This window comes from Kribbella sp. NPDC002412, assembly GCF_053592935.1.
Map to the genome: position 1 here is coordinate 24,899 of NZ_JBSFBL010000007.1, position 24,434 is coordinate 49,332.

The 24,434-nt window shown below is 68.6% G+C and carries 26 protein-coding genes, 1 tRNA gene and 1 pseudogene; 15 read left to right on the plus strand and 13 right to left on the minus strand.

The genetic code is table 11. From position 1 onward, the window contains the following. Positions 1-73: 73 nt before the first annotated feature. Both ACWCOV_RS07650 and ACWCOV_RS07655 read right to left on the minus strand, forming a co-directional pair. Complete coding sequence (locus ACWCOV_RS07650) at positions 74-1,621, minus strand: helicase HerA-like domain-containing protein (protein WP_449828428.1); 1,548 nt, start codon at positions 1,619-1,621, stop codon at positions 74-76. Positions 1,622-1,723: 102 nt separating this feature from the next. Then, the gene (locus tag ACWCOV_RS07655; protein WP_449828429.1) at positions 1,724-2,428 is read right to left on the minus strand and encodes a L,D-transpeptidase family protein; all 705 of its coding nucleotides are present in this window, start codon (positions 2,426-2,428) and stop codon (positions 1,724-1,726) included. Between the two features lie 159 nt (positions 2,429-2,587). On the opposite strand from ACWCOV_RS07655, the gene ACWCOV_RS07660 reads away from it, so the two are divergent. Both ACWCOV_RS07660 and ACWCOV_RS07665 read left to right on the plus strand, forming a co-directional pair. Then, a complete protein-coding gene (locus ACWCOV_RS07660; RefSeq protein ID WP_132149481.1) occupies positions 2,588-2,881 on the plus strand; it encodes a type II toxin-antitoxin system VapB family antitoxin in 294 nt (97 codons plus the stop codon). A gap of 29 nt (positions 2,882-2,910) precedes the next feature. After that, positions 2,911-3,474 (plus strand): LytR C-terminal domain-containing protein, encoded by a 564-nt coding sequence (locus ACWCOV_RS07665; RefSeq protein ID WP_449828430.1) that lies wholly within the window; start codon positions 2,911-2,913, stop codon positions 3,472-3,474. A gap of 2 nt (positions 3,475-3,476) precedes the next feature. On the opposite strand, the gene ACWCOV_RS07670 is transcribed toward ACWCOV_RS07665, so the two are convergent. The 5 genes from ACWCOV_RS07670 to ACWCOV_RS07690 form a co-directional block, all read right to left on the minus strand. Then, positions 3,477-4,988 (minus strand): potassium/proton antiporter, encoded by a 1,512-nt coding sequence (locus ACWCOV_RS07670; RefSeq protein ID WP_449828431.1) that lies wholly within the window; start codon positions 4,986-4,988, stop codon positions 3,477-3,479. Positions 4,989-5,084: 96 nt separating this feature from the next. Next, positions 5,085-5,175, minus strand: a tRNA-Ser gene (locus tag ACWCOV_RS07675). A gap of 13 nt (positions 5,176-5,188) precedes the next feature. Next, positions 5,189-5,617, minus strand: a complete 429-nt coding sequence (locus tag ACWCOV_RS07680) for a nucleoside deaminase (RefSeq protein WP_449828621.1) — start codon at positions 5,615-5,617, stop codon at positions 5,189-5,191. Between the two features lie 31 nt (positions 5,618-5,648). Next, positions 5,649-6,146 carry a tRNA adenosine deaminase-associated protein gene (locus ACWCOV_RS07685; protein WP_449828432.1) on the minus strand — a complete coding sequence of 166 codons (498 nt, stop codon included), beginning with the start codon at positions 6,144-6,146 and terminating at the stop codon, positions 5,649-5,651. A gap of 74 nt (positions 6,147-6,220) precedes the next feature. Beyond that, the gene (locus tag ACWCOV_RS07690) at positions 6,221-6,391 is read right to left on the minus strand and encodes a hypothetical protein (RefSeq protein ID WP_449828433.1); all 171 of its coding nucleotides are present in this window, start codon (positions 6,389-6,391) and stop codon (positions 6,221-6,223) included. A gap of 138 nt (positions 6,392-6,529) precedes the next feature. Here ACWCOV_RS07690 and upp point away from each other — a divergent pair, with 138 nt between their 5' ends. Then, positions 6,530-7,171 (plus strand): uracil phosphoribosyltransferase, encoded by a 642-nt coding sequence (gene upp, locus ACWCOV_RS07695; RefSeq protein ID WP_449828434.1) that lies wholly within the window; start codon positions 6,530-6,532, stop codon positions 7,169-7,171. Positions 7,172-7,639: 468 nt separating this feature from the next. On the opposite strand, the gene ACWCOV_RS07700 is transcribed toward upp, so the two are convergent. The 3 genes from ACWCOV_RS07700 to ACWCOV_RS07710 all read right to left on the minus strand — a co-directional run bounded on the left by ACWCOV_RS07700 (position 7,640) and on the right by ACWCOV_RS07710 (position 10,627). Further along, the gene (locus ACWCOV_RS07700; protein ID WP_449828435.1) at positions 7,640-8,617 is read right to left on the minus strand and encodes a phage baseplate protein; all 978 of its coding nucleotides are present in this window, start codon (positions 8,615-8,617) and stop codon (positions 7,640-7,642) included. Positions 8,618-8,696: 79 nt separating this feature from the next. Continuing rightward, positions 8,697-9,599, minus strand: a complete 903-nt coding sequence (locus tag ACWCOV_RS07705) for a 1,4-dihydroxy-2-naphthoyl-CoA synthase (RefSeq protein WP_449828436.1) — start codon at positions 9,597-9,599, stop codon at positions 8,697-8,699. 14 nt (positions 9,600-9,613) lie between these two features. After that, on the minus strand, positions 9,614-10,627 hold the full coding sequence (locus ACWCOV_RS07710; RefSeq protein WP_449828437.1) for a LacI family DNA-binding transcriptional regulator: 1,014 nt from the start codon (positions 10,625-10,627) through the stop codon (positions 9,614-9,616). A 145-nt stretch (positions 10,628-10,772) separates the two neighbouring features. Here ACWCOV_RS07710 and ACWCOV_RS07715 point away from each other — a divergent pair, with 145 nt between their 5' ends. Next, positions 10,773-12,716 (plus strand): Xaa-Pro dipeptidyl-peptidase, encoded by a 1,944-nt coding sequence (locus tag ACWCOV_RS07715; RefSeq protein ID WP_449828438.1) that lies wholly within the window; start codon positions 10,773-10,775, stop codon positions 12,714-12,716. A 224-nt stretch (positions 12,717-12,940) separates the two neighbouring features. On the opposite strand, the gene ACWCOV_RS07720 is transcribed toward ACWCOV_RS07715, so the two are convergent. After that, a complete protein-coding gene (locus tag ACWCOV_RS07720) occupies positions 12,941-14,101 on the minus strand; it encodes a helix-turn-helix domain-containing protein (RefSeq protein WP_449828439.1) in 1,161 nt (386 codons plus the stop codon). A gap of 98 nt (positions 14,102-14,199) precedes the next feature. On the opposite strand from ACWCOV_RS07720, the gene ACWCOV_RS07725 reads away from it, so the two are divergent. The 6 genes and pseudogenes from ACWCOV_RS07725 to ACWCOV_RS07750 all read left to right on the plus strand — a co-directional run bounded on the left by ACWCOV_RS07725 (position 14,200) and on the right by ACWCOV_RS07750 (position 17,606). Continuing rightward, positions 14,200-14,550, plus strand: coding sequence for a hypothetical protein (locus ACWCOV_RS07725; RefSeq protein ID WP_449828440.1), 351 nt, complete (start codon positions 14,200-14,202; stop codon positions 14,548-14,550). Positions 14,551-14,722: 172 nt separating this feature from the next. Next, positions 14,723-14,932, plus strand: a complete 210-nt coding sequence (locus tag ACWCOV_RS07730; RefSeq protein WP_449828441.1) for a hypothetical protein — start codon at positions 14,723-14,725, stop codon at positions 14,930-14,932. Between the two features lie 39 nt (positions 14,933-14,971). Then, positions 14,972-15,919, plus strand: coding sequence for an MvdC/MvdD family ATP grasp protein (locus ACWCOV_RS07735; protein WP_449828442.1), 948 nt, complete (start codon positions 14,972-14,974; stop codon positions 15,917-15,919). Continuing rightward, entirely contained in the window at positions 15,916-17,028 is a 1,113-nt protein-coding gene (locus ACWCOV_RS07740; RefSeq protein ID WP_449828443.1) for a methyltransferase domain-containing protein, read from the plus strand. Before ACWCOV_RS07735 ends, ACWCOV_RS07740 begins: the two co-directional genes overlap by 4 nt. Further along, positions 17,025-17,198, plus strand: a pseudogene (locus ACWCOV_RS07745) (NAD-dependent epimerase/dehydratase family protein); the annotation flags it as partial. The gene ACWCOV_RS07740 and the pseudogene ACWCOV_RS07745, both read left to right, overlap by 4 nt. A 126-nt stretch (positions 17,199-17,324) precedes the next feature. Next, positions 17,325-17,606, plus strand: coding sequence for a hypothetical protein (locus ACWCOV_RS07750; protein WP_449828627.1), 282 nt, complete (start codon positions 17,325-17,327; stop codon positions 17,604-17,606). Here the strand turns inward: ACWCOV_RS07750 and ACWCOV_RS07755 are convergent, their stop codons facing one another. Beyond that, entirely contained in the window at positions 17,607-18,533 is a 927-nt protein-coding gene (locus tag ACWCOV_RS07755) for a helix-turn-helix domain-containing protein (RefSeq protein WP_449828444.1), read from the minus strand. An 88-nt stretch (positions 18,534-18,621) separates the two neighbouring features. Here ACWCOV_RS07755 and ACWCOV_RS07760 point away from each other — a divergent pair, with 88 nt between their 5' ends. The 5 genes from ACWCOV_RS07760 to ACWCOV_RS07780 all read left to right on the plus strand — a co-directional run bounded on the left by ACWCOV_RS07760 (position 18,622) and on the right by ACWCOV_RS07780 (position 23,684). After that, entirely contained in the window at positions 18,622-19,176 is a 555-nt protein-coding gene (locus ACWCOV_RS07760; RefSeq protein WP_449828445.1) for a hypothetical protein, read from the plus strand. Positions 19,177-19,687: 511 nt separating this feature from the next. Continuing rightward, positions 19,688-20,017, plus strand: coding sequence for a PadR family transcriptional regulator (locus tag ACWCOV_RS07765; RefSeq protein WP_449828446.1), 330 nt, complete (start codon positions 19,688-19,690; stop codon positions 20,015-20,017). Beyond that, a complete protein-coding gene (locus tag ACWCOV_RS07770; RefSeq protein WP_449828447.1) occupies positions 20,014-21,234 on the plus strand; it encodes a DUF1700 domain-containing protein in 1,221 nt (406 codons plus the stop codon). Before ACWCOV_RS07765 ends, ACWCOV_RS07770 begins: the two co-directional genes overlap by 4 nt. A gap of 63 nt (positions 21,235-21,297) precedes the next feature. Beyond that, a complete protein-coding gene (locus ACWCOV_RS07775; RefSeq protein ID WP_449828448.1) occupies positions 21,298-22,179 on the plus strand; it encodes a hypothetical protein in 882 nt (293 codons plus the stop codon). Continuing rightward, the gene (locus ACWCOV_RS07780) at positions 22,176-23,684 is read left to right on the plus strand and encodes an SMI1/KNR4 family protein (RefSeq protein ID WP_449828449.1); all 1,509 of its coding nucleotides are present in this window, start codon (positions 22,176-22,178) and stop codon (positions 23,682-23,684) included. Before ACWCOV_RS07775 ends, ACWCOV_RS07780 begins: the two co-directional genes overlap by 4 nt. Positions 23,685-23,705: 21 nt before the next feature. Here ACWCOV_RS07780 and ACWCOV_RS07785 read toward each other — a convergent pair whose 3' ends face one another. Beyond that, positions 23,706-24,431, minus strand: a complete 726-nt coding sequence (locus ACWCOV_RS07785) for a GNAT family N-acetyltransferase (RefSeq protein ID WP_449828450.1) — start codon at positions 24,429-24,431, stop codon at positions 23,706-23,708. Between the last annotated feature and the right edge of the window lie 3 nt (positions 24,432-24,434).

Here is a 24,434-nt window from a genome sequence, read left to right on the forward strand (position 1 = left end):
GGTTGATGATTCAGTCGTTTGATCAAGGATCAAACGCTGGAATCCCTTGCAGGACAGGTAAATCCTCAGCGACCTAGCGCCGCCGGCGGGCCGCCCCGAACAAGCCGCGGACGATCTCCCGCCCGGCCGAGCGCGCGAACTGCTTGAAGGCGGACGAGCCGATCACCTGCTCCACCATCGACTTGTCCTGCTTCTGCGCCCGCGGCTTCGGCTCCGGCGCCGGCCTGGCCTGCTCCTGCGCCTGCTTCTCGGCCTCGGCCGCCTCGGCGCCGGCCTGGACCTTGGCGGCGAGCTTCTCGTACGCCGACTCCCGGTCGATCACCTCGGTGTACTTGGCGTTGTTCGCCGACGCCTGCACCGAGGCGGTCAGCTGCTCGGCCGTGGCGGGCGCCATCAGCGACTGCGGCGCCCGCAACCGGGTCCAGGCGACCGGCGTCGGCGCGCCCTTCTCGTTCATCACCGTGACGACCGCCTCGCCGATGCCGAGCTGGGTCAGCACTTCCTCCAGGTCGTACGACGAGCTCGGGAAGGTCGACACCGTCGCCTTCAGCGCCTTTGCGTCGTTCGGCGTGTGCGCCCGGAGCTGGTGCTGCACCCGCGAGCCGAGCTGCGCGAGCACCTCGTCCGGCACGTCCTTCGGGGTCTGGGTGACGAAGAAGACGCCGACGCCCTTGGACCGGATCAGCCGGACGGTCTGCGCGATCGACTGCAGGAACGCCTTCGACGCGTCGTTGAACAGCAGGTGCGCCTCGTCGAAGAAGAACACCAGCTTCGGCTTGTCCACGTCGCCGACCTCGGGCAGGTCGTCGAACAGGTCGGCCAGCAGCCACATCAGGAAGGTGGAGAACAGCGCCGGCCGGTCCTGCAGGTTCGGCAGCTCGAGCAGCGAGATGACGCCCTGGCCGTCGCGCTCCTGCATCAGGTCGGCGGTGTCGAACTCGGGCTCGCCGAAGAACGCCTCGGCGCCCTGGTCCGCGAACCCGATCAGGGACCGCAGAATCACCCCGGCGGTCGCCGCGGACAGCCCGCCGAGCTCCTTCAGGTCCGCCTTGCCCTCGTCGCTGGTCAGGTGCGTGATGACCGCGCGCAGATCCTTCAGGTCGAGCAGGGTCAGGCCCTGCTTGTCGGCGTAGTGGAAGATCAGGCCGAGCGAGGACTCCTGCACGTCGTTGAGCCCGAGCACCTTGGACAGCAGCACCGGACCGAACGACGTGATGGTGGCCCGGATCGGGATGCCGGTGCCCTGGCCGCCGAGCGCGTAGAACTCGGTCGGGAACCCGGTCGCCGTCCACTCCTGGCCGATCGTCTTGGTCCGGGCCAGCAGCTTCTCGCTCTCCTGCCCCGGTTGCGAGATGCCCGACAGGTCGCCCTTGATGTCGGCCGCGAACACCGAGACCCCGGCGGCGGACAGCTGCTCGGCCATCAGCTGCAACGTCTTCGTCTTGCCGGTTCCGGTCGCGCCCGCGACCAGGCCGTGCCGGTTGACCATCGACAGCGGGATCCGGACCGCGGCCTCCGGTTTGGGCTCGTCACCGGCCAGCAGCGCGCCGAGCTCGATCGCGGCCCCCTCGAACGCGTACCCCTGCTTGACGGTCTCCACGACGTCGGCTGTCTCGGCCATGTCAGCGTGCCTTTCCCCGGTTTGACGAAGTACCCGCTGCGCATGCTAGTGCCCTCAGACGTGGTTGCGAGAGTTATCCACACCTGAGGGCACAGCAGCAGGTCAGCGCATCACGACGACGCGGACCGACTTGGCCGCGAACGACCAGATGGTCGCCGACATCGAGGCGGACACCCGGATGCACCCGTGCGAGGCCTTGTAGTTCGTGCCCAGCAGGTAGTCGGCGTGGATCTGCCGGCCGTTCGACTTGTACGTCGGGATCTGGTGGAACCCGATCCCGCACGGGGCGAACCGGACGAAGTTGTTCAGGTACAGCGACCCGCCGTCGGTGTTCCTCCGGATCCGGGCCGCCCGGCCGCATTTCGAGCCGCTGGTGTACGTCCCGGCCCGCAGGTACCGCGGGTTGTCGATGATCCCGCCCTGGCGGACGACCTTGCCCCGGGCATCGATCAGCCAGACCCAGTTCTGCGACTGGCTGATGACGATCCGGCGGCCGCTCCCGGACCGGGCCGGGACCGCGCGGACGTCACAGCGCTTCGCCGTACTCGCCATCAGCCGGGTGTACGTCGTACCGGTCGGCGAACCGTTCTGGCTGAGCCGGTTGGCGGACTGGAACCGGACCGTGGCGGCCTTGGTCATCGTGCCGATCTGGCCGTCGACCGGCCCGGCGCCGCAGCCCAGCTTGTTCAGCCGGGTCTGGGCGGCCTTGGCCTGGGTCACGGTGATCGCGTCGGCCGGCAGCGCCGTACCGGCGGCGACGAGCGTGACAGTGGCCGCGGCGACGCCGAGTTTGGAAAGAATTCGCATGCGGTTTACCCCCCAATCCGTGGGCCGTGCGGAGACGCCCCACCTCTCCCTGCCCCTTGTGACGCTGATCGTGCCCAAAAGGTTGAGTCGGCACTCCGGACTATTCCGGTGACATTCACGACCTCTCACAAGACCTGTTCCCCCGCTAGACTTCGGGGGGTGATCTTCAAGCGCGTCGGGGAGGAACGGCCGTACCCGGACCACGGGCTCAAGCCGAAGGACTGGTCGTCGCTGCCGCCACGGCAGGTGCGGCTGGACGAGCTCGTCACGACCAAGGGCACTCTCGACCTGAACGCGCTGCTCGACGAGGACTCCACCTTCTACGGCGACCTGTTCGCGCACGTCGTGGAGTGGAAGGGTGAGATGTTCCTCGAGGACGGGCTGCACCGGGCTCTCCGGGCCGCGCTGCAGCAGCGTTCGGTCCTGCACGCCAGGGTCCTGGTCGTGGACTGAAACATGGCTGCTCACGGGGGGTTGAGCCGATGACCGCGATCCATCCGCAACCGCGGCCGCACTCACGGATCCACTGGCGGACGCCGATCACGATGGTGATCCTGCTCGGGGTCCTGGTCGGCGGCGCCTGGTGGGGCTGGAACTCGCTGATCAACAGCAGCGCCGAGCCGACCTGCGTCGAGCAGAAGCTGCCGAACAACCGGCTGGTGCCCAAACAGGTCGTGGTGAACGTCTACAACGGCGGCGCCAAGGCGGGGACGGCGGCCGCGGTCGCCGAGGTGCTGAAGAAGCGCGGGTTCCACGTCGCCAAGATCGCCAACGAGCCGAAGGGCGACAAGATCGACGTCGTCGCGATCCGCGGCTCGGCCGACAACTCCCCCGAGCTGCTGCTGCTGGCCGGCCAGCTCCGGCAGACGGCCCTGATCATCGGCGACGGCCGCACCGACCACACCGTCGACCTGGTCGTCGGCGCCGGTTACACCGCCCTCAAGCCGAAGGGCCTGGCCTCGGTCACCGTCCCGCCGGACTCCACCGTCTGCCTCCCGGTGATCCACACCCCGCAGCCGATCCCGTCCGGCCAGAACCCGAACTGACCTCAGCGCGGTTCGCGGCCGCGTTCGCCGAACCAGCCGGCCAGGCGGCCGGCGCGGGACACGGCGCGCAGCCGCCGTACAGCCTGGTCCCGGAGCGGGCTGGGCGCGACGACGAGCAGTGAGTCCCCGGCCCGGAGCACCGTCCGCAGGTCGGGGACGAAGGCGCGGTCGCCGCGGATGACCAGCGAGACCGAGACTCCGCCCGGCAGCCGCAGCTCGCCGATCTCGACGCCGGCCAGACGGGATTCGCTGGGCACGTGCACCTGAAGCATGTCGGCGCCGAGCGACTCCAGCGGCGCCACGTCGATGTCCACCTCGTACGCCGCGTTCTCGTCCAGCACCTTGAGCCGCTTGGCCAGCCAGGGCAGCGACGGCCCCTGGAGCAGCGTGAACAGCAGCACCAGCACGAAGACCACGTCGAACACCCGGTCCGCGTGCGGCACGCCTTCGGCCAGTGGAATGGTCGCCAGGACGATCGGGACCGCGCCGCGCAGCCCCGCCCAGGAAATGAACGCCTGCTCGTTCCACGGCAGCCGGAACGGCGCCGCCGACAGCGCCACCGAGGCGAACCGGGCGACGACCGTCACCGTGATCCCGATCACCAGCGCGACCACGACGTCGTCCGACCCGATCCGGCCGGGCGACGCGAGCAGCCCGAGCATCACGAACAGCCCGATCTGGGCCAGCCAGGCGATCCCGTCCACGAACGACCGGGTCGCCATCCGGTGCGGCAACTCGGCCCGCCCGAGGATCAGCGAGGTCACGTAGACGGAGGCGAACCCCGACACGTGCAGCAGCACGGAGCCACCGGCGTACGAGAGGATCGCCACCGACAGGACAGCCAGCGGGTACAGGCCGGCCGAGCCGAGTGCGACCCGGCGGATCACGCGGACGCTGATCCAGCCGATCAGGAACCCGAACAGGGCGCCGACCACGAGCTCGTAGACGACCAGCCCGGAGAAGTACAGCAGGCCCTTGTCGCTGGCCTCGCCGGTGCTGACCAGGGTGACCAGGAGCACGGTCGGAGCGTCGTTCAGACCGGACTCGGCCTCCAGCGCGCCCCGCAACCGCGGTCGGATCGGCACCCTCCGCAGTACCGAGAAGACCGCCGCCGCGTCGGTCGGTGACGTGACCGCTCCGATCAGCACGGCGGTCTGCCAGTCCAGCCCGAGGACGTAGTGCGCGACGCAGGCGACGACCCCCACGCTGACCGCGACCCCGACGCTGGCCAGTACGACGCCCAGCGGCATCACCGGCCGGACTTCGTTCCACCGGGTGGTCAGACCGCCCTCGGTCAGGATCACCACCAGTGCGGCGAACCCGAGGGCGTGGGCGAGCTGAGCGTCCTCGAACTGGATTCCGCCCGGCCCCGCCTCGCCGAGCAGCAGGCCCATCAGCAGGTAGATGAGCAGCGACGGGAGCCCGAACCGCCCGGTCAGCCGGATCGCGACGATCGCGACCAGCAGCACCGCCGCCCCGGCCAGCAGAATCCGGTCCAGCTCCGAAACATCCACGTGGGGCCCTCTCCCGCATCAGGTCCCGAGAAGCGAAAACCCTGACGCATCACACAGCATCAGGGTCTCCGGTCTTGCTCCACCCTAGAGGGTGGTTGGCGGTGGCGGAGGGATTTGAACCCTCGGACGGGGGTTGCCCGTCACGCGCTTTCGAGGCGCGCTCCTTCGGCCGCTCGGACACGCCACCGCCGGTGACCTTATCAAGGTCTGTGCCCGATAAAGAAATCGCGCAGCCGCGCACCCGCCTCGTCGGCCATCACTCCGCCGATCACCTCGGGCCGGTGGTTCAGCCGGCGGTCCCGGACGACGTCCCACAGCGACCCGACGGCGCCCGCCTTCTCGTCGTACGCCGCGAAGATCAGCCGCTCCAGCCGGGACAGCACGATGGCGCCCGCGCACATCGTGCAGGGCTCCAGCGTGACCACGAGCGTGCAGCCGGTCAGCCGCCACTCACCGACGTGCCGGGCGGCCTCCCGGATCGCCACCACCTCGGCGTGCGCGGTCGGGTCGCCGGTGGTCTCGCGTTCGTTGTGGCCGCGGCCGATCACCTCGCCGTCGGCGTCCACCACGACCGCCCCGATCGGCACGTCGGGCAGCGCCTTCTCGCCTTCCGCCAGCGCGAGCGACATCAGCCGCGCCCACTCGCGCTGCACCGCCGGGCTAACCAATGGCTTCGATCGCCTCGTGGAACTGGTTGCCGAACCCAAGCGTCTCGGCGATCTCCTCGAGCATCTCCTCGGGGTACAGGTCGACGTCGTCGCACAGCGCGCCCAGGTCCATCGCGCTCATCCCGAGGTCGGCGATGATCGCGAGATCGCCGGCCGGGACCTGCTCGTCGTCGTCATCGGCCAGCGGGATGTCGAGCTCGTCGACCACCTGCCGGGCCAGCGGCCACTCGGTCGCCGCGGTGACGTCGGAGATCAGCAGCCGGGCCCGGCCGCCGATCACCCGGAGCAGGACGAAGAAGTCCTCGTCGACCGAGATCATCCCCAGCACGCCGGCCTCGCCCGGGTAGCGCCGGAGCGCGGACACCAGGGTGGACAGGTCGGCTTCACCGCGCAGCACCAGCGGTGTGACGTTCCAGACGCCGTCCTCGGTATAGGCGGCTACCGCGAAGTCGAGGTCGGTGGTCATCGGCCCTGCCGTGGCATCAGACACCGGTTCATCGTCGCAGAGAAGCGGTCGCCACGGGAGGTTTTCGGGTTTCGACGCGGTATCAGTACCCCTGACGATCAGTGATGGTACGTCGCTCTGCGCATGGCTTCCCGGAGTTGCCTGACCCGGGCCCGGCGCGGCGCGATCCGGTCCCGCAGCGCCTTGGCCTCCTCCAGTTCCCGGAGGAAGGCCGCCCGCCGGCGGAGGCGATCGAGCTGCTCAGGGGACTTCCCGACGTTCTCCGTCATCGGCGTGCTCCTGTTGGGGCGGGCAGGGCCTGACCGGGGTGGTGGGGCGGGTATGCATCGGTACAGCTCCGGTGCACTTTTCAGTCTGACAGCGAGCGAGCTTTCCCGCCGCGAATCGCCGACGGTACCGTTCCGGCCATGCAGATCCTCGTCGTGGACCACCCGCTCGTCGCCCACAAGCTCACCGCGCTGCGGGACGAGCGCACGGACTCGCCCACCTTCCGGCGGCTGACCGAGGAGCTCGTCACGCTGCTCGCCTACGAGGCGACCCGGGACGTCCGCACCGGGCCGGTCACCGTCCAGACCCCGGTCGCCGAGGCGGAGGGCGTGAAGCTGACCGCGCCGAAGCCGCTCGTCGTGCCGATCCTGCGAGCCGGTCTCGGCATGCTCGAGGGGATGAGCCGGCTGCTGCCGACCGCGGAGGTCGGGTTCCTCGGGATGGTCCGCAACGAGGAGACGCTGACCGCGTCGACGTACGCCGAACGGCTGCCGGAGGATCTGTCCGGACGCCAGTGCTACGTGCTCGACCCGATGCTGGCGACCGGCGGCACGCTGGCCGCGGCGATCCAGTTCCTGGTGGAGCGCGGCGCCGATCACATCACCGCGATCTGCCTGCTGGCCGCACCCGAGGGCGTCGAGCGGATCGAGCGTGAGCTGGCCGAGCTCGCCGTACCGTGCAACCTCGTCATCGCCGGCATGGACTCCCACCTCAACGACAAGGGCTACATCGTCCCTGGTCTGGGGGATGCGGGAGATCGTCTGTACGGCGTTGCGCAGTAGTCAGCGGACGACTTCGGCCAGTACGGCGTAGCCCGCGTCGGACGGATGTGCGTCGCCGTCGCACCGTCGACGATGCACTGGACGTTTCCGTTGCAGGAAGCAACGAATGCGTTTGCGTCGTTGCCCCACAACAACCGCGTGACGACGTCGACGCGACCCCGGTGCGTCTGGAGGAACTCGACCGCGGCGTCCAGTTGCGGGCCGGCAAACGTGTCGTGCAAGGGGAATCCGACCGCGCCGGCCGGGCACGGACCGGCGACGAAGCTCGCGGTCGTCTCACCCGGACAGCCGTAGTTGACCAACTCAGGCAGCCGCTGCCCGTGCGGCGGCCGGCAGCACCCCGGCCACGGCGACCAACGCACTCGTCGGACCCGCAGCCAGCAGCCTCGTCCATCGTGATCGAGCCATGGTGTGCCCCTCGCCCCGTTTCAGACGATGGTCGGGACGAGGGGGTGGCCGGGCAAGATGTCAGACGAGTTGAGACCGGTAGAAGAGGTTGGCCCGGCGGTCTCCGGCGACGCCGGACGCGAAGCCGAAGCACAACCGAGAGCGGCCGTACGCGTCGGTGTGGACGCCGAGACCTTCAGCCTCGCGATGCGTGAGGTCCGGGGCGTCCAGGACGCGGACCGATTCGACGACCTGGCCGGAGTTCATGTCGTAGCACCAGAGCTTCGACGTCGCCAGGCCCGGGTCGGGCGTACCGGCGTACGCCTCGCCCTCCCAGAGGTACGCGTACGAGCCGTGCAGCGCCCAGCCCTGGAAGTCGATGCCGGCCGTCATCGCCGGCTGCTTGAAGGACACGAGCGGGTTCGAGAAGTTGCCCGCCCGGGCAGCGTCCAGCGAGTACACGTTGATGTGCATGCCGTCCGGCAGCGAGTAGCGCACGCCCAGCCGGCCGTACCGCTGGTCCACCGAGGGCGTGAACACGCTGCCCGCCTCCACCGGCTTCCACTTCCGCAGCCCAGGTGAGTCCTTGGTCAGCGTCACCCCGTTCTGCCACCGGAAGCGAGCGATCTGGCGCCCGCGCCCGTTGGCCGTGTCCACATCAGTCTCGGTCCAGAGGTACGTCGTACGCCCGACAGACTCGGCGCCGATCGACACGGCATGGCCGAACCCGAGCAGGTACATCCGCCCGAGGACCTCGCCGGTCAGGCTCAACTGGGTCAACGTGAGGTCGCCATTAGCGCCCGGCGTACCCGACCGCAACTGACCGGTGTAGAGCCGCTGGTTGAGACCGTCGAACGCGAGCGACTGCATGACGGTGACGTCGGCCAGCGGCTTGCCGCGGAACAGCTCACCGCCCGGCCCGTCCAGCGCGAAGCGCTTCGTCGGCGGCAGGCAGAAACTACGGACCGGGCGGGCGGAGGCGGTGGATGTCCCCAGCGCACCGGCAGCGAGAACCGCACCGGCGCCACTGAGCAACCCACGACGGGAGAGATTGTCCATACCGCCCGACCGTAAGCGCCTTACCGCGAACTGTCACCACTTCGCACAGAATTTTCTGATAACTGCTCAGTGATCAATGTTAGAAAGCGTATGGGTACGGCGACCAGTCGGCGGGGCGCTTCTCCAGGAAGGAGTCGCGGCCCTCGGCGGCCTCGTCGGTGCCGTAGGCCAGGCGGGTCGCCTCGCCGGCGAACAGCTGCTGGCCGACCAGGCCGTCGTCGATCAGGTTGAACGCGTACTTGAGCATCCGCTGCGCCGTCGGCGACTTGGCGCAGATCTTCTTGCCCCACTCCAGCGCCGTCGCCTCCAGCTCGGCGTGCGGCACGACCTTGTTCACCATGCCCATCCGGTAGGCGTCCTCGGCGCTGTACTCGTCACCGAGGAAGAAGATCTCCCGCGCGAACTTCTGCCCGACCTGCCGGGCCAGGTACGCCGACCCGAACCCACCGTCGAACGACGCCACGTCCGCGTCGGTCTGCTTGAACCGGGCATGCTCCGCCGAAGCCAGCGTCAGGTCCGCGACCACATGCAGGCTGTGCCCGCCACCCGCGGCCCAGCCCGGAACAACGCAGATGACCACCTTCGACATGAAGCGGATCAGCCGCTGCACCTCGAGGATGTGCAGCCGGCCCGCCTTCGCCGGGTCGATGGTCTCGGCTGTCGTCCCCTCGGCGTACTTGTAACCGTCCTTGCCGCGGATCCGCTGGTCGCCGCCGGAGCAGAACGCCCAGCCGCCGTCCCGCGGCGACGGCCCGTTGCCGGTGAGCAGCACGCAGCCGACGTCGGTCGACATCCGCGCGTGGTCGAGCACCCGGTACAACTCGTCCACGGTGTGCGGCCGGAACGCGTTGCGCACCTCGGGCCGGTTGAACGCGATCCGCACCACCCCGGCGTCGACCGCGCGGTGATAGGTGATGTCGGTCAGGTCGAACCCGTCCACCTGCTTCCAGGCCGACGCGTCGAAGATCTCGGAGACGGTCACCCCGTGAGCATATTTCAGGGCCGGGCGGTGCTCTCCCGCAGGACGACCTCGGCCTTGAACGTCTCGGTGGTCGCCTCGCCGCCTTCGATGGCGAGCTCGAGCGCCCGGCGGCCCATCTGCTCCAACGGCAGCCGGACCGTCGTCAGCCCCGGCCACACGTCCCGCAGCGTCACGATGTCGTCGAACCCGGCCACCCCGAGATCCTTCGGTACGTCGACTCCGCGCGCCCGCAACGCGGACATCGCGCCGACCGCCATCACGTCGTTCACCGCGAACACGCAGTCCACGTCGACCTTGCGGTCCAGCAACTCCCCGGCGGCGGCGTGCCCGCCGTCCCGGGTGAACTCACCGGTCTCGACCGCGACCGGCTGCAGCCCGGCCTCCGCCAGCCCGGCGACGAAACCCTCCCGCCGGTCCTTGGCCGTCGCCAGCGTCTCCGGCCCGCCGAGTACGGCGAACTTCCGCCAGCCGAGGCCGACCAGCGACCGAGCCAGCTCGGCGGCGCCGGAGCGGTTGTCCGGCTCGATGGTGTGCGCCGGCATCCCGGACTGGCTGACCAGGGCCAGGCCGGCGCCGGAGTTCAGGAACGTCTCGACCTCGTTCGCCGTCCGGGCCAGGCTGTCCGGGTCGGTCCGCCGGCTGCCGATCATCACCGCGGCCCGGGCCCGCTGGGCCCGCAGCGAGGAAAGGTAAGCAATCTCCCGATCCGCATCACGGAACGTGCTCGCCATCATCACCAGCAGACCGCGCTCGTCGGCCGCCCGCATCACGCCGTTCGCGATCGCCGCGAAGTACGGGTCCTCGATGTCGTGCACCAGGATGCCGACCACGTTCGTCGACGACTTGGCCAGCGCCTGGGCCTGCGCGTTCGGCGTGTACCCGAGCTCGTCCGCGGCGGCCTTGACCCGTTCCTGCAGCTCAGGACGGGGAACCCGGTCCCCGCCGTTGAGCACGCGAGAAGCGGTCGCGACCGACACACCCGCGCGCTGCGCCACGTCCAGCAATGTCACCGGTGCTCGCAGATTCACTGGCCTACCCTTCCGTACGCTCCCCCTGGGTGGTGGCGGTCACCTTATCGGAACCAGTCCACCATTACTCTGTGTGGCAGGGAAGTGGCTGCCAATCTCGGCAGAACCTGGCGTTGGCCCTCGGGAGTGACTAGCCTTCCCAGCCATGACGACCGTCCGCGCCAGGGTGACGATCCTGGTCTCGTCCACCGTGCTCAGCCTGGGTGCCGTCACCGGTACCGCCACGGCCGCGCGGATGCCGGACGACCCCAGCGCGCCGCCTGCCGGCGGGTCCGCGGGGGCCCCTGCGGCGCCGCCGTACGTCGATGCCGCCCGCAAGAGCACACAGCCGACCTACGACTACTCCGAGGCGCTGCGCGAGTCCGTGTACGTCGACACCACGATGGACACCGACTCCGACGGCAAGAACGACGTCGTCGCCGTCGACATCGTCCGGCCCCGCGAGACCGCCCAGTCCGGCCTGCGGATCCCGGTGATCATGGACGCGTCGCCGTACTACTCCTGCTGCGGCCGCGGCAACGAGAGCGAGAAGAAGACGTACGACGAGAGCGGCGTCATCCAGAAGATGCCGTTGTTCTACGACAACTACTTCGTCCCGCGCGGGTACGCCGTCGTCGGCGTCGACATCGTCGGCACCGGCCGGTCGACCGGCTGCGGCGACGTCGGCGGCAAGGACGAGATCGACTCCGTCGTCGCCGTGATCGACTGGCTGAACGGCCGCAACACCGCGCACACCGCGGACGGCCAGGACGTCGAGGCGACCTGGTCCAGCGGCGCGGTCGGCATGATCGGCAAGTCGTACGACGGCACGCTCGCCAACGGTGTCGCCGCGACCGGCGTCAAGGGCCTGAAGACGATCGTGCCGATCTCCGCGATCTCCTCCTGGTACGACTACACCCGCTCCGGCGGCGTGCCGTACTCCGACGACTACATGCCCTGGCTCGGCGGGTACGTCGGCCACGACTCGCCTGCGTGCGACGCCGTACGCGCGGACCTCGGGGACAACGACGACGACGAGACCGGCGACTACACGTCGTTCTGGGCCGAGCGGGACTACCTGAGGACCGCGTCCAAGGTGAAGGCGTCGGTCTTCATCACGCACGGGCTGAGCGACTACAACGTCCAGACCAACCACTTCTCGCAGTGGTGGTCGGCACTCGCCAAGAACAAGGTGCCGCGCAAGCTGTGGCTTGGGCTCGAGGACCACGTCGACCCGTTCGAGTTCCGCCGCGACAAGTGGGTGGACGAGCTGCACAAGTGGTTCGACTACTGGCTGCAGGGCCTGCAGAACGGCGTCATGAAGGAGCCGATGGCGTCGATCGAGACGGCCCCCGACGTCTGGCGCGACTACCAGACCTGGCCGGCCGTGAACCGCACGGTCCCGGTCCCGCTGTCCGCCGGCAAACTAGGTGCTCCCGGCAAGGGAACCGTCACCGTCACCGACGACCCGGACCTGACCGAGGACGACATCGTCTCCGACCCGTCCCAGGTGATCGCCGGCCGGCAGATGTTCCTCTCCGCACCCCTGCCCGCCCCGATCCGGATCAGCGGCACCGCGTCGGTCACGCTGAAGATCAAGGCCGACTCCACGACCACGCCGGTCACTGCCCGGCTGATCGAGTACGGCGAGGCAGAGCGGTACTCCGGCATCCGCCGTACCGACGACAGCACCTGCGAGGGTGAGAGCACCGAGTACGACGACGCCTGCTACTACACGGTCGAGAAACTCACCACCGAAAACGACCACGGCATCGTCTCCCGCGGCTGGATCGACGCCGCCCACAGCAAGTCCCTGAGCAACCCGACCCCGCTCACCCCCGGCAAGTGGTCCACCGTCACCGTCCCCCTCCGCGCCCAGGACGCAGTCATCCCCAAGGGCCGCATCATCGGCCTGGCCATCACCCTCAGCGACACCGAGTGGACCTCCCCCAACGACACCGGCGCCACCATCGACATCGACCTCGCCGGCTCCAAACTCAACCTCCCCGCCACCTCCGGCAGACTCACCGCCCCCACCAAGCCCCAACCCATCCAGGTAGACATCACCACCCCCACCCACCGCCCCGACCTCCACGACCAAAAGAACTAGCTTCCCCACGCACCGCTTGTCGACTGCACTGTGGTGACGTCGGGTCGTGGACGCAGATCCCGCCTGCCTCCGGGCGTAGTCGCCGCTGGCCTCGGGCTTGCTAGCCGTGGATTCGCTTACCGACTGGTGGGCCTGGACACCGTTCAGGGGCCTTGAACAAGCAACAACCTGTTCAAGCCCACCGGTTCCTCCGGCATCCCCCGTCTTACAACACGGCGGCGCGGTCAGACGGCCCGGATGGCCTCGCCCAAGTCGCGCACCAAGCTCTCGCCGGGGTAGCGCGACCGCAGTTCCTGGTCCAGTTCGCCGGCGACCATCATCAGGTGGACCCGGCTCTGCCGACCGTCTCGGAGTCCGTCAAGGCCCAGCCCGACCGCCTGCTCGAGGTCGCCTTCCCGGCCCGCGACGAACCCCAGTGTCAACCGGCACTCCGAGATCCGCATCGGGCTGAGCTCGGTGCCGTCCGGCGCGATGTTGTCCCGGATGACTGTCTGCGCGTGCGCACGAGCACGGTCGTTGTCACCACCGATCCGATGGACGTCCATGCTGTAGTAGTCCCATTTCGCGGGATCGACCTTGAAGTGATTGTCCGGCCGATCGGGATACGGAAGGCGCTCCAGCATCGCGCGGCCCGATTCGAGCAGCTCCCCCAGACCCGATTCGCCGAGCCGCGCCTTGGCCTTCGCCTCCTGAGCGATCAACTGGACGTGAACGCTGGAGTACTTCGCAACCTCCTGTCCCCGCTGCGCAGCGTCGACCGCCTGCCTGAACCGCCCCTGAGTCAGCGCGAACCACGCGGTCATCTCATGACCCCACCCGACGATCTCGTGATGTTCAGCCTCGACGCCGAGCTGAACAGCCGCCGTACGCGTGGCCTCCGCCGCCGAACGCAACCCAAGGTCGTACTCGACGCACCCGGCGAGCAGTGCAAGCCACCCGCCGGCGACCAGCAACTCCTGGTGCGCCTTCAGTCCGATCGGCCGATGCACGAGCTCGGCAACGTGCTGGAGCCAGGTGTGCGCCTCCCGTCGCAGCTCCAGCGCATCACGCCGGTTGTACTGGCAGCACAGCTCCTCGACGGTCGCATGCAGCGTCTCGAGCGTCCGAGAAGTGGTGTCACTCGCCTGCATCCGCTGCACCAGCTCAGCCGTCTCCCACGGCGTCAGATCCAGACGGGCAACCGCCTCAGCCTCGAACGCGCCGATCAGCTCACCCTTGGCCCGCAGCGCCCTGTCACATGCCCGCACCAGCTCTTCCGTCGGCGCCTTTCGCCCGTTCTCGACGTTGCTCAAATGCCCCCGGCTGTAATGAGTCGCCCGCGCCAAATCCCCCAACGACCATGCCCGATGATCGCGGTACTCACGCATCCGATCGCCGAACGTCATGACCCAAGTGTCCCCCGCCGTCTGTATTCCTGTCGCCTCTGCCCGCGGAATACGGACGAACAGCCCGTAACCGCATGGCTACCCTTCAAGGTGAGTGCATGGCCAAGAACGCACTCGACCCGGAAGTTGCGAGCGATCTGCCCGTCATACACGGGTACTTTCGTGAGCACCTCCTGATGACTGCCACCGAGAAGGCCCGGATTCGTGCGGGTTTCGAGGCGTTGGCCAGGAAGAACGACTATCGGCTCGGCAAGATATTCATGGAACGTGTGGAGACCGCACCCGATGCTCTCAGCGCGCTGGTGACGGCAGTCCTCGACGACCGAGCCGCTGCGATCGCTGTTCCGAGCCTCGCGCACTTCTCGGTCTTCGGTCATCCAGTCGCGATTCAGAAGCAACTCGAGGCTGCACTGCACACGCCAGTGCTCTGCAGCCAAACCACCACCTGAACAGGCAGGGCTGGCGCGTCGATTGTGGATCCGCGTCAGTCCTGCCCACCAACCGGGCCATCAGATGCAAGCATTCAGAAGGAGAACACGTATGTGGAGAGATCACGATCGATTCCCAGTGAGCACCCTTGAGCGGGCCGACAGCGATACATGTCAGCACCATCCGGCGCTGGTGCGACCGTTCGGGCTTCAGTTCGCGGACTATTCGCCCGGGCGGCCGCGGTTCAGCCGGCCCGAAGTCACGCTGTGTCCGCGACGTCAGATCGGCCTGGTCACAGGTCTGCCGGCCAGTGAGGTGATGCCGATGGCTGCGACGATGACGTCGTTCGAGTCCGACGGCAAGGACGTGCTCACGGTCGACTGGGCCACGGACGACAAGTAGCGGAGACGTTCCTCGGTGAAAGAACCCACACGGATCCTGGTGCTGACTCACGACGACGACCCGACGGCCGATGTCGTACTACACGTGCTGAATGCTCGCGGGACGCCGTTCGTCCGTTGCGATCCCGGCAGCTTCCCAGCGGATATGCGGCTGACAGCCCGTCTCGACGCCGATGCGGTGTCCTGGGAAGGATCGATGACCGGGGCGTTGCGGGGGATCGATCTGGGGTCCGTGCGGGTTGTCTACTATCGCCGGCCGTCGAACTTCCAAGCTCCGGACGGCCTGGCCGAACCCGACCGGAAGTTCGTGACCGCGCAGGCTCGCCACGGTCTCTCCGGCGTCCTGACCGGGCTGGCTGGGGTGACGTGGCTGAACCATCCAGCGGCGATGGCCGATGCCCGCGTGAAGCCATACCAGCTCGCAATGGCATCGCGTTGCGGCCTGCGGATTCCAGCGACACTGATCACAAATGAACCCACCGTTGTCCGTGACTTCGCCAGTCAGGTGGGCGGACGGATCATCACCAAGTCACTGGCGACGATGGTCACCGTCGACGACGATCTCGGCAGCGGTGTCCTGTACACCGCGGAGGTGGCCGAAGAGCTCTGGAGCGATCCCGGTATCGCGGTCACCGCACACTTGTTCCAGGAGTTCGTCGACGGCGTCGATGTACGGATGACTGTGGTCGGCGACCAGTTGTTCGCCGCCGAGATCCATCCCGTCGACCCGGATGGGCCGATTGACATCCGGGCTCATCACGAGGATGTCAGTTATGTGCCGGTCAGCGTTCCGGCGTGCGTCAGAGCCGCGACGCTCGAGCTGCTGAGTAGGCTGCGGTTGACGTTCGCCGCGCTGGATTTCCGTGTCGATCGTGACGGGTGGGTGTTCATCGAGGCCAATCCCAACGGCCAGTGGGCATTCGTACCTCAACTGCGTGACCCGATCGCGGTGGCGATCGCCGAATTCTTGGAGCTCAGTAGCCGATGAATCTGTCGAGTCAGCAGGTCATCGATCAGCGGGCCGTGGAACTGCGGGCCAAGCTGGTCGAAACGCTTGTCGCGGAGGGCGCGATCACGGATGCGGCTTGGCGGACGGCGTTCGAGGCGGTGCCGAGGCACCTCTTGGTTCCGCGGTTCTACCAGAACACCAGCGAGGGATCAGCGCAGATCGATGCGTCCGCAGGCGACCAGTGGCTCAGCACGGTCTACTCGGATACGCACCTGGTGACCAAGGACGACGTCACGTCGTCCTCCACGGCGCCGAGCCTGATGGCGACGATGCTTCAGGCGCTCGACCTTTCCGGTGACGAGACCGTCCTGGAGGTCGGAGCCGGCACCGGGTACAACGCGGCTCTACTGTCGGAGCGTCTCGGCGACACACGAGTCGTGAGCATCGATATCGACCCACAGTCGGTCGACGATGCCCGACGCCACCTCGCAATGGTGGGCTACCACCCATTGCTCGCGGCAACTGATGGGGTCGACGGCTTTCCGGACCGAGCGCCGTACGACCGGATCATCGCGACCTGCCGCCTGGACTACATCCCACCCGCCTGGCTGGCTCAGCTCAAGACCGGCGGCGTTGTAGTCACACCACTTGGCGCCGGAATCGCTCGACTACGCAAGCATGACGGCGGAACGGCGAGTGGCGCGTTCCTCCCCACGCCCGCCTACTTCATGCCGTTGCGTCATCACCCTGAACAGATCGCGGTCGCCGATCTGATCGAAGCAGCCTCGACCGCGGTCGGCTCGACCCGTAACTACAAGCACGACACCACGATCTACCGAGACAACAACGCTCGGTTCTGGCTCGATCTCACCCAACCCGAGGTACGGACCATGCAACTCGAGTCCGCCGCGATCGCCTTCCACCCGGACGGGTCCTGGGCGCGCCTCGCCGGTGGGACAGTCACCCAGGGCGGCACCCGAAATCTGTGGGACGACGTCGAATTTACCCAAGATGCGTGGCTCGAGGCCGGAAGCCCCGACCGCCTGCGCTACCGGCTCGAAATCAGCAACGACCATCAGCACATCCTCCTCGACGACCTGGCGGACCCAGTCCACGAGCTTCCCCCTCGTGGTACTGATGAAGCATGAGGATTGTCATCGTTGGGGCTTCGGGGACCTTGGGTAGCGCGGTTGGTGAGGTGTTGCAGGCGGATGGGCATCAGGTTGTTGGGGTGTCGCGGTCGTCTGTGCCTGGTGTGGATCTCGGTCGGCCCGATGACGTGGAAGTTGCTTTGGGCAACCTTGCTCCGTTCGATGCGGTGATTTGTTTGGGGCCGGGGACGCCGTTGCGGGGGTTGGGGGAGTTGAGGCCCGCGCAGGTGCGGGAGGACTTTGCGGGGAAGTTGTTTGGGCAGATCGAGGTGCTTCGGGTTGCGGCGGGGCTGATGAGTGGGGGTGTGGTGCTGCTGACGGGTGGTGCGGCGCCGGAGCTGGAGGGTGGTTCTGGGGGTACGGCGGTGAATGCGGCGCTGGCCGCCTTCGTCACGGCTGCTCGGCGGGAGTTGCCGAGTGGGGTCCGTGCCCATGTCGTGGCCCCGGGGTGGGTGACCGAGAGCATTCCGGCGGGCTGGGACATCCCGCACTCCACGCCGGCCGCCGAGGTGGCCGCTGCCTACCGGTACGCGCTCACCGACCCGGAGGCGCCCGCGGTGGTCACGGTTCCGTGACTACTTGCCTTCGGCTACGTGGTGCATGGGGTCACCGAAGCCCAGGTCGGTGATGCCGGCGGTGTGGAAAGCGCCGATCAGGAGGGATCGGCGGTGGGCGGCGAAGGTGAGGACGTGGGCGACCATGCCGCCGTACGTGAAGACGCGCGGTGGTTCGCACGTGGTGTCGACGAAGGACTCGTCGAAGCGGCCCTCATCCCTCAGCTGGTTGACCAAGGCAACGAAGCGGGCGCCGGCGACGGCGTGCCGTTCGCGGAGCTCCGGGATCGGGGTGACCACCTGGCGGCCGCATTCGGGGACCTGGAACGGGCGGTCCTCGACCGACGCCAGCCACATCTCCTCCTGCCAGACCAGGCGATCCAGCAGGTACCGGATCGAGATGTCGTCGTCGATCCCCTCCACCGAAAGCTCGATCGGCCGGTCGAGCGTGGCCGCGTCCAGGCGGGCGCCGCGTTCGATCATCTCGCCGGTCAGCCAGACGTGGTGCTCGACCATTCTGACCAGGACATCCATCCCTCTCACCTCTTTCCGCGCCGGCAGCCGAAGGCCCGCCGGTGGCTGAAAATGAACCCCACTCGGAGCCGACAGGAAGAACACCCGCGACGACTCCCGACGCCACTCCCGCGGCGACATTCCATAGGCCCGCACGAACGCCCGCGTGAACGCCTCGTGCGACCCGTACCCGGCCTCCACCGCGACGTCGAGTACCGGCGAGTCCTCCGCCAGCAGCCGGTACGCCGCCCGCTCGAGCAGAACCCTCCGACGGAACGCGTACGGCGACTCGCCCGCGACCGCCCCGATCACCCGGTCGAAGTGGAACCGCGACAGATGCACCCGACCCGCCAGGTCCGCCCCGCCCACCAGCTCGCCCGGCGCAGCCAACCCCTCGGCCACCACCGCCACGAACTCCTCGAACACATCCACCATCCCCCTACTGTGCCCGCCCCACCTCCCACCCGACTTGATCGAAATTGCTGACCTGGCGCGCCGGGGAGCCGATCTGGATGATTGGCCCGTGCAGAGGTTCTTCTCCGGGTGGCTTATATCCGTGTCGTTCGGGCTGATCGGCGCGGTGGGGATGGGCCTCTTCGTCAGGACGGACGGGGCGAGTTGGGCGACAACCGCTGGGTTTGCCGCAGTCAGCGGAGTCATGTTCGCCTTCGCGATGTGGCGATTCGAGCCGCGGATACGCCGCGAACTCGCGGAGGTCGAGGGCGACCTGCCGGCCGAGAAGCTGGAACTCGCGCACCGCGCTGCTCGACGCGGACCGGTGCCGTCCGACCCCGAGATCCGGGCGGCGGCGCTGCGGATCGCCTCGCATCAGCTGGGTTCGTCATCCACCTGGATCCCAGGCCCCAGGTTCAGAACGGCGATCGGCGCGCTGATGGTGATCAACGCCGTCGGCTCCGCGGTGTCAGGCTCGTTCTGGGCCCTGATCTACGGCACATCGGCCACGCTGCTGCTGTACTCCGGCCTCTACTACCCCCGCCAGCTCCGCCGCCGCATGGAGCTGCTCTCGCAGCCACCACTGCCGACCAACGCCAGCACGTCTGAGGAGCCGACGGCGTAGCGGGTAAGGAGGCAACTGCCGAGTCGCCGCGGAGGCGCCAACGAAGGTAGGCGGTCGATGGGGTGGCGGTCGATGGGTGGGCGATGGGGTGGGCGATCGGTGGGGTGGCGGTCGGTGCGGGGCGGTCAGCGGACCGGCGGTTGGTGGGGCGGGGTTTGGTGGGGCGGCGGTTGGCGGACCGACGGTCGATGAGGTGGCGGTCGGTGAGGCGGCCTGGCGGCGCCGATCCACGGCTCCGGCCGGCCGCTAGCACGGTAGGTGTCGGACCTACGCGAGCGCGGGACCACGGTGTGGTCGAGGGCGCGCGGCAGCGCGCAGAAGTCGGGTGGGTGGGAGCGGCCGGCGAGCTCGCGACGTAGGAGCGGGCGTAGCGGGGGCGTGGGGGATCACAGTCGAACGCCTCAGATGATGTGTTGTGGAGTACTGCGCATTGTGTAGTAGTGTGGTCGGTGTAGCACTGGGAGGCGGGGTCTGAGGGGGCCCTGGCCTCCCGGTGTGTGAGGAGGTTGGTGTGGACACGAGCCAGTTGCTCAAAGGTGTACTGGATCTGGCGGTGCTCGCCGTGCTGCGGGATGCCGACGGGTACGGGTACGACGTGTTGCGGCGGTTGCGGCAGGCGGGGCTGGAGGATGTCGCGGACGCGTCGGTGTACGGGACGTTGCGGCGGCTGTTCGCGGCCGGGGCGCTGACGTCGTACGTGCAGCCCAGTGAGGAGGGGCCGCACCGGAAGTACTACGGCCTGAACAAGACCGGCCGGGACATGCTGGCCCAGTCGACCAAGACCTGGAACCACTTCGCCGACACGATGTCGGTGCTGCTGTCGGAGGAGGAGGCCGCGTGAACAGCACCCTGACCGGAGCCGTCGCGATCTACCTGGCCCAGGTGCGGGCCGAGCTGAGCGATCTGCCACCGGGCGAGCTGGAGGACGTGCTCGAGGACGTCAGCGGTCACCTCACCGAGGTGGGGGCCGAGTTCGAGCACGAGCCGACCACCGCAGGCCTGCAGGAGCGGCTCGGCACACCGCGGGAGTACGCCGACGAGCTGCGGACCGCGGCCGGGTACCCGCCTCGCACGCAGCCGGTCGCGGATCGGGACGCCGCCCGGAAGGCGCTGCGCTGGGGTCTGATCGCGGCCACCGTAGGACCGTTCTTCGTTGCCATCGGCATCTTCGCTTGGTCGCACGAGGAGACCTTGTTCTTCGGGGTCCTCGGGTTCGGCGTGCTGTTCGCCGCGGCGTACCTCGGCGTGCGCGCCCTGCACGACCACGACCCGCGGATCGTGCTCGAGACACCCCGCGGCGCGAAGGGTGCCGAGGCCGTCCGCGGCCTGGTCGACCAGATCCCGCCGAACGTCCGCCGCGAGCTGGTCACCATCGGTCAGCCGGTCTGGTGGGTCGCCCGCGGCGCGACCGGCGGTGGCGGGTTCTTCGCGCTGTTCGGCGCCGGCGCGGTCACGGTGGTCGGCGCGCTGGCCGGGGCCGCGGTGTCGATCTGGATCGGCCGCAAGACCCAGCAGGACGCGCACTGGCTCTGGTACGTCGTACCGCTCAACGTCGTCGCGGCGGTCGCGGTGCCGGCCTTCCTGGCCGCCGCCTACATGGGCGCTTCGTTCGGCTTCCTCAACGGGTACGACGACTACAGCGGCAGCTCGGCGTCGTACCAGGACGGCCTGGTGCTGAACGGCACGCCGATCACGAACATCTACCCGTTCGATGCCCAGGGCAAGCAGGTTCCGGTCCGGCTGTACGACCAGGACGGCAGCCCGATCACCCTGCGCAAGCAGGACTGCGCGACGTACTTCGACAACACCGACGCCACCAGCAACAGCTTCCCGCTGCCGGTGATGATCGACGACGGGGCCGGCACCGAGCCGCAGACCTGCAAGAACTCCGACAAGGCGTCGTTCTCCCCACCACCGGCCCCGGCCACCACGACGACCCCCAGCACCACACCAAGCACGAGCACCACACCAAGCGCGAGCACCACACCAGGCGCGAGCACCAACCCGACAACGACTCCGCGCCCGAGCGTGACCCTGACCGTCCAGCCCACGCGCTGAGCGGTGGCCCCCACCGCACACTAAGGTGACGGCTTTGTCGCCCGTCGTGTGAGGAAACGCCCTGTGTGGATCGTGCTCGGAATCGTTGCCGTCATCGTCCTGCTGATCGCCCTGGTGCTGTGGTGGCTGCTCCGCGGTCCTGACGACGAGCTGGACGAAGAGTTCGCGGTGGAACGCAAGTGGGACTGGGAGTTCGCGCTGACCGAGGAGCAGGAGACTGCTCTGATGGCCGGCCTGCAGGCGTACCACAAGAGCAAGGACGGTCCGATCTCCGTCGACGGGAGCAGCGGGCAGGTGATGCTGTTCGCGCCGCATTGCGTCATCTCGCTCTACCTGCTCACCCAGCGGTTCGTTGCCCTCGGCTCGGATGCGGTGTCGTACCCGGTGAGTGCGGTCGGGCGGTTGCTGGACGAGTTCGCCGACCAGGAGCAGCCCGGCGTGCTGCACCTGCGGGACGGCCGGTTCCCCGCCGAGGGCGTCGACGGGATGGACGGCTCAGCTTTCGCGGACCTGGTCATGGACGTGCTGATGCGCCACAACGACCAGCGCGTCACCGGCGGCTCCTGGAACGGCGACAGCATGGTCGAGGCAGTCGTCCACGCGACCGGTCTCAGCCTGCGCGAGGAGCGGGACGCCATGTCGGCCCAGGCGGAGCACGCGAGGCAGCACGGCGCGTCGGACGAGGAAGCCTTCGACCGGGCCCGCGAGAGGATGGAGGCGGACCGGAGCCGGCACACCAACCACCTGGTGCTGGACCTGGTCCGCGTGCTGGACCACTACAGCCAAGCTCGGCAGGCCCAGCCGCAAACGCCGCCGATGGATCTCCTGCGCGGTCTGCTGGCCCGCATGGTGGCCTCCGAGGTCCCTGGCGTCCTCTGGACCCGCCCGGCCACCGACGACGAGCGCGCCATCCTCGCCGACTCCGCCTGGAACAACGGCGCGTGAGGGCTGCCGACGTCCTCGCGGCGATCGCGCGTGCGGTCGCCGAGGACGGGCCGGAAGGTTGGCGGCAGGCCACGCTGACCGCGACGATCGGCGACACCTGGACCTATCGCAACGGCCCGCGCTACCTGCCCGACGACGGGCCCTATCGGGACGACGACGGCGAGCGTCTCCACAAGCAGCTCACCCGACTCCACGAGGCGGTCGATGCGGTCGACTCCGTCCTGCTCGACCTCGTCGTCCACGCCTCGGGTGAATACGAAGCCGTCACCAGCGAGTCCCTCAAGGCGCTCGACCCCGGCTACCTCTACGTCCTCGGCCCGTACGACCTGCCGTTCGAGCCCGCCGAACTCCAGTCCGGCCCGGCGAACGCCGTACCGGCAGGTGATCCGAACGAGGCCGTCGCGCTCCTCCACCGATACGTCGACCACGTCGAGCGGATCCTGGACCGGAAGCCGGGTGAGCTGTTCGGCAAGCTGCCCCCGCCGGTGCAGCCGCACAACACCGACCTGCCGCAGGACCTCCTCGCGCTCTACTCCGTGATCGACGGCGACGGCGACGCCGGGATCTTCGACAACCACGTGTGGTTCGGGCTCGAGTCGGTCGCGGACCCGATCCTCGACCGCTGGTGGGGCGAGCGCAATTGGACGACCGAGGTGTCCAGCCCGCCACTGCTCGACTGTGTTCCGGCCCTGGCGGTACGGCGAGCAGTGGACTGGCCGGCGTGGATCCCGTTCGCCGGTGACACCTTCGGCAACTTCCTCGCCGTCGACCTGGACCCAGGTCCGCAAGGCAGCCCGGGGCAGGTCGTCCGGATCGGCAAGGACCACCGGACCGGCCCGGTCTACGTCGCCGACTCGGTGACCACCTTGTTGCGGCTGCACGTCGAGGCGCTGGACCGAGGCGACTACACCGCCTCGAACGGCGTCGTCACCACCCAGTGGAAAGCCGCCGACGATCAGGACCCACGGCTGCTCGAGGTCAACGGACAGGCCGCGCCCCTCCAAGGCGTGCACGAAGGCATCCAGGACCTGCGGGTGAAGAACGCCTTCCAGGTCGATCTCGAGCCGGTCCGCGGCCTGCCCGTCCTCTGGCACGTCGCCCTGACGAACTGCGCGACCGCCGAGCTCGGGCCGCTCCAGGACACCCCGGTCGAGGAACTCTTCATCGGCCTCGACCAGATCGACCTGAAGGCGCTGAGCGGGCACCCGACGCTGCGCCGACTCCAGATCCAGACCCGCCTACCGGTCGACCTCACCCCACTGCGCTCATTGCCGGCCCTGCAATCGCTGGACCTCTCGAAGGCTGTGGCGCAGGACTACCAGGTGCTGGAGGAGCTGACCCACCTCAAGTACGTCGGCCTCCGCCCCGACCAATGGCGACAGGCCACCACACCACCGAACCTCGCCGCCGCCGGCCTCCTCGGCGCCCCAACCTTCGCCGACGCCGCCACCTGGGCTGTCCGGTTCTCCCCGGACGACCCGACCCAACACCACGGCAGCTACTGAAAGACCCCTGCAACCATTCAGTCACCCGGCGGTGATGCCTGCCGCGGCCACGGGCCGGTACGTGTACCCAAGCCGGTGATACACCGCGATGGCAGCGGCGTTGTCGCGATCGACCATCAGGCCGACACGGCCGTGGTGCTTCATCAGCTCGGCCGTGGCGAAGCCGCACACCTGGCGGGCCAGGCCTTTGCCGCGGGCAACGTGGGCGGTGGCGACGCCGGCCAGGAAGCCGATCTCCGGTGCGCTCCACGCGTCCGCCGCAATACTCAGCAGCTCGCCGCGATCACCAGTCACCGCCGCCCACCGCCGTACGCCGGAACGCCCGGGCCAGGCGTACGACGACGGCGCGGCATCAGCGAGTAATGCCTCGACACCGTCGTCGCCGTCGAGCCAGGCGGCCGTGGTGGTCACCGCGGAAAGCTCACTCGTGTCCATCCAGCCGAAGGCAGCCGAGAACGACAGCCCCGGCACCCGGTCGGCGAGCTCCCGGATCAACTGCTCGTCGCCGAACGGACGGAAACTCGTCCCGAGCTCGGCGAAGACCTCGACCGCGAGCCGCGCGACCGCATCGGCCGGACCGACGACCGCGAGGCGATCGCGCTTCGACAGGTCAGGCGCGGCGACGGCCACCGCCTCCCCGTCGTACCAGGCTCGGACGCCCGGACGGAGACCCTGCCCGGCCCAGACGATCAGCGGATCACCGGCACTCGCCGTCGCCAACTCGGCCGTCGTCAGAATCTCGCGCACACA

Bases quoted from the DNA above. Each gene is read 5' to 3' on its own strand.
- ACWCOV_RS07650 (WP_449828428.1), bottom strand. From the start codon at position 1,621: ATGGCCGAGACAGCCGACGTCGTGGAGACCGTCAAGCAGGGGTACGCG.
- ACWCOV_RS07655 (WP_449828429.1), bottom strand. From the start codon at position 2,428: ATGCGAATTCTTTCCAAACTCGGCGTCGCCGCGGCCACTGTCACGCTC.
- ACWCOV_RS07665 (WP_449828430.1), top strand. From the start codon at position 2,911: ATGACCGCGATCCATCCGCAACCGCGGCCGCACTCACGGATCCACTGG.
- ACWCOV_RS07680 (WP_449828621.1), bottom strand. From the start codon at position 5,617: ATGTCGCTCGCGCTGGCGGAAGGCGAGAAGGCGCTGCCCGACGTGCCG.
- ACWCOV_RS07690 (WP_449828433.1), bottom strand. From the start codon at position 6,391: ATGACGGAGAACGTCGGGAAGTCCCCTGAGCAGCTCGATCGCCTCCGC.
- upp (WP_449828434.1), top strand. From the start codon at position 6,530: ATGCAGATCCTCGTCGTGGACCACCCGCTCGTCGCCCACAAGCTCACC.
- ACWCOV_RS07700 (WP_449828435.1), bottom strand. From the start codon at position 8,617: ATGGACAATCTCTCCCGTCGTGGGTTGCTCAGTGGCGCCGGTGCGGTT.
- ACWCOV_RS07715 (WP_449828438.1), top strand. From the start codon at position 10,773: ATGACGACCGTCCGCGCCAGGGTGACGATCCTGGTCTCGTCCACCGTG.
- ACWCOV_RS07720 (WP_449828439.1), bottom strand. From the start codon at position 14,101: ATGACGTTCGGCGATCGGATGCGTGAGTACCGCGATCATCGGGCATGG.
- ACWCOV_RS07725 (WP_449828440.1), top strand. From the start codon at position 14,200: ATGGCCAAGAACGCACTCGACCCGGAAGTTGCGAGCGATCTGCCCGTC.
- ACWCOV_RS07740 (WP_449828443.1), top strand. From the start codon at position 15,916: ATGAATCTGTCGAGTCAGCAGGTCATCGATCAGCGGGCCGTGGAACTG.
- ACWCOV_RS07750 (WP_449828627.1), top strand. From the start codon at position 17,325: ATGAGTGGGGGTGTGGTGCTGCTGACGGGTGGTGCGGCGCCGGAGCTG.
- ACWCOV_RS07755 (WP_449828444.1), bottom strand. From the start codon at position 18,533: ATGGTGGATGTGTTCGAGGAGTTCGTGGCGGTGGTGGCCGAGGGGTTG.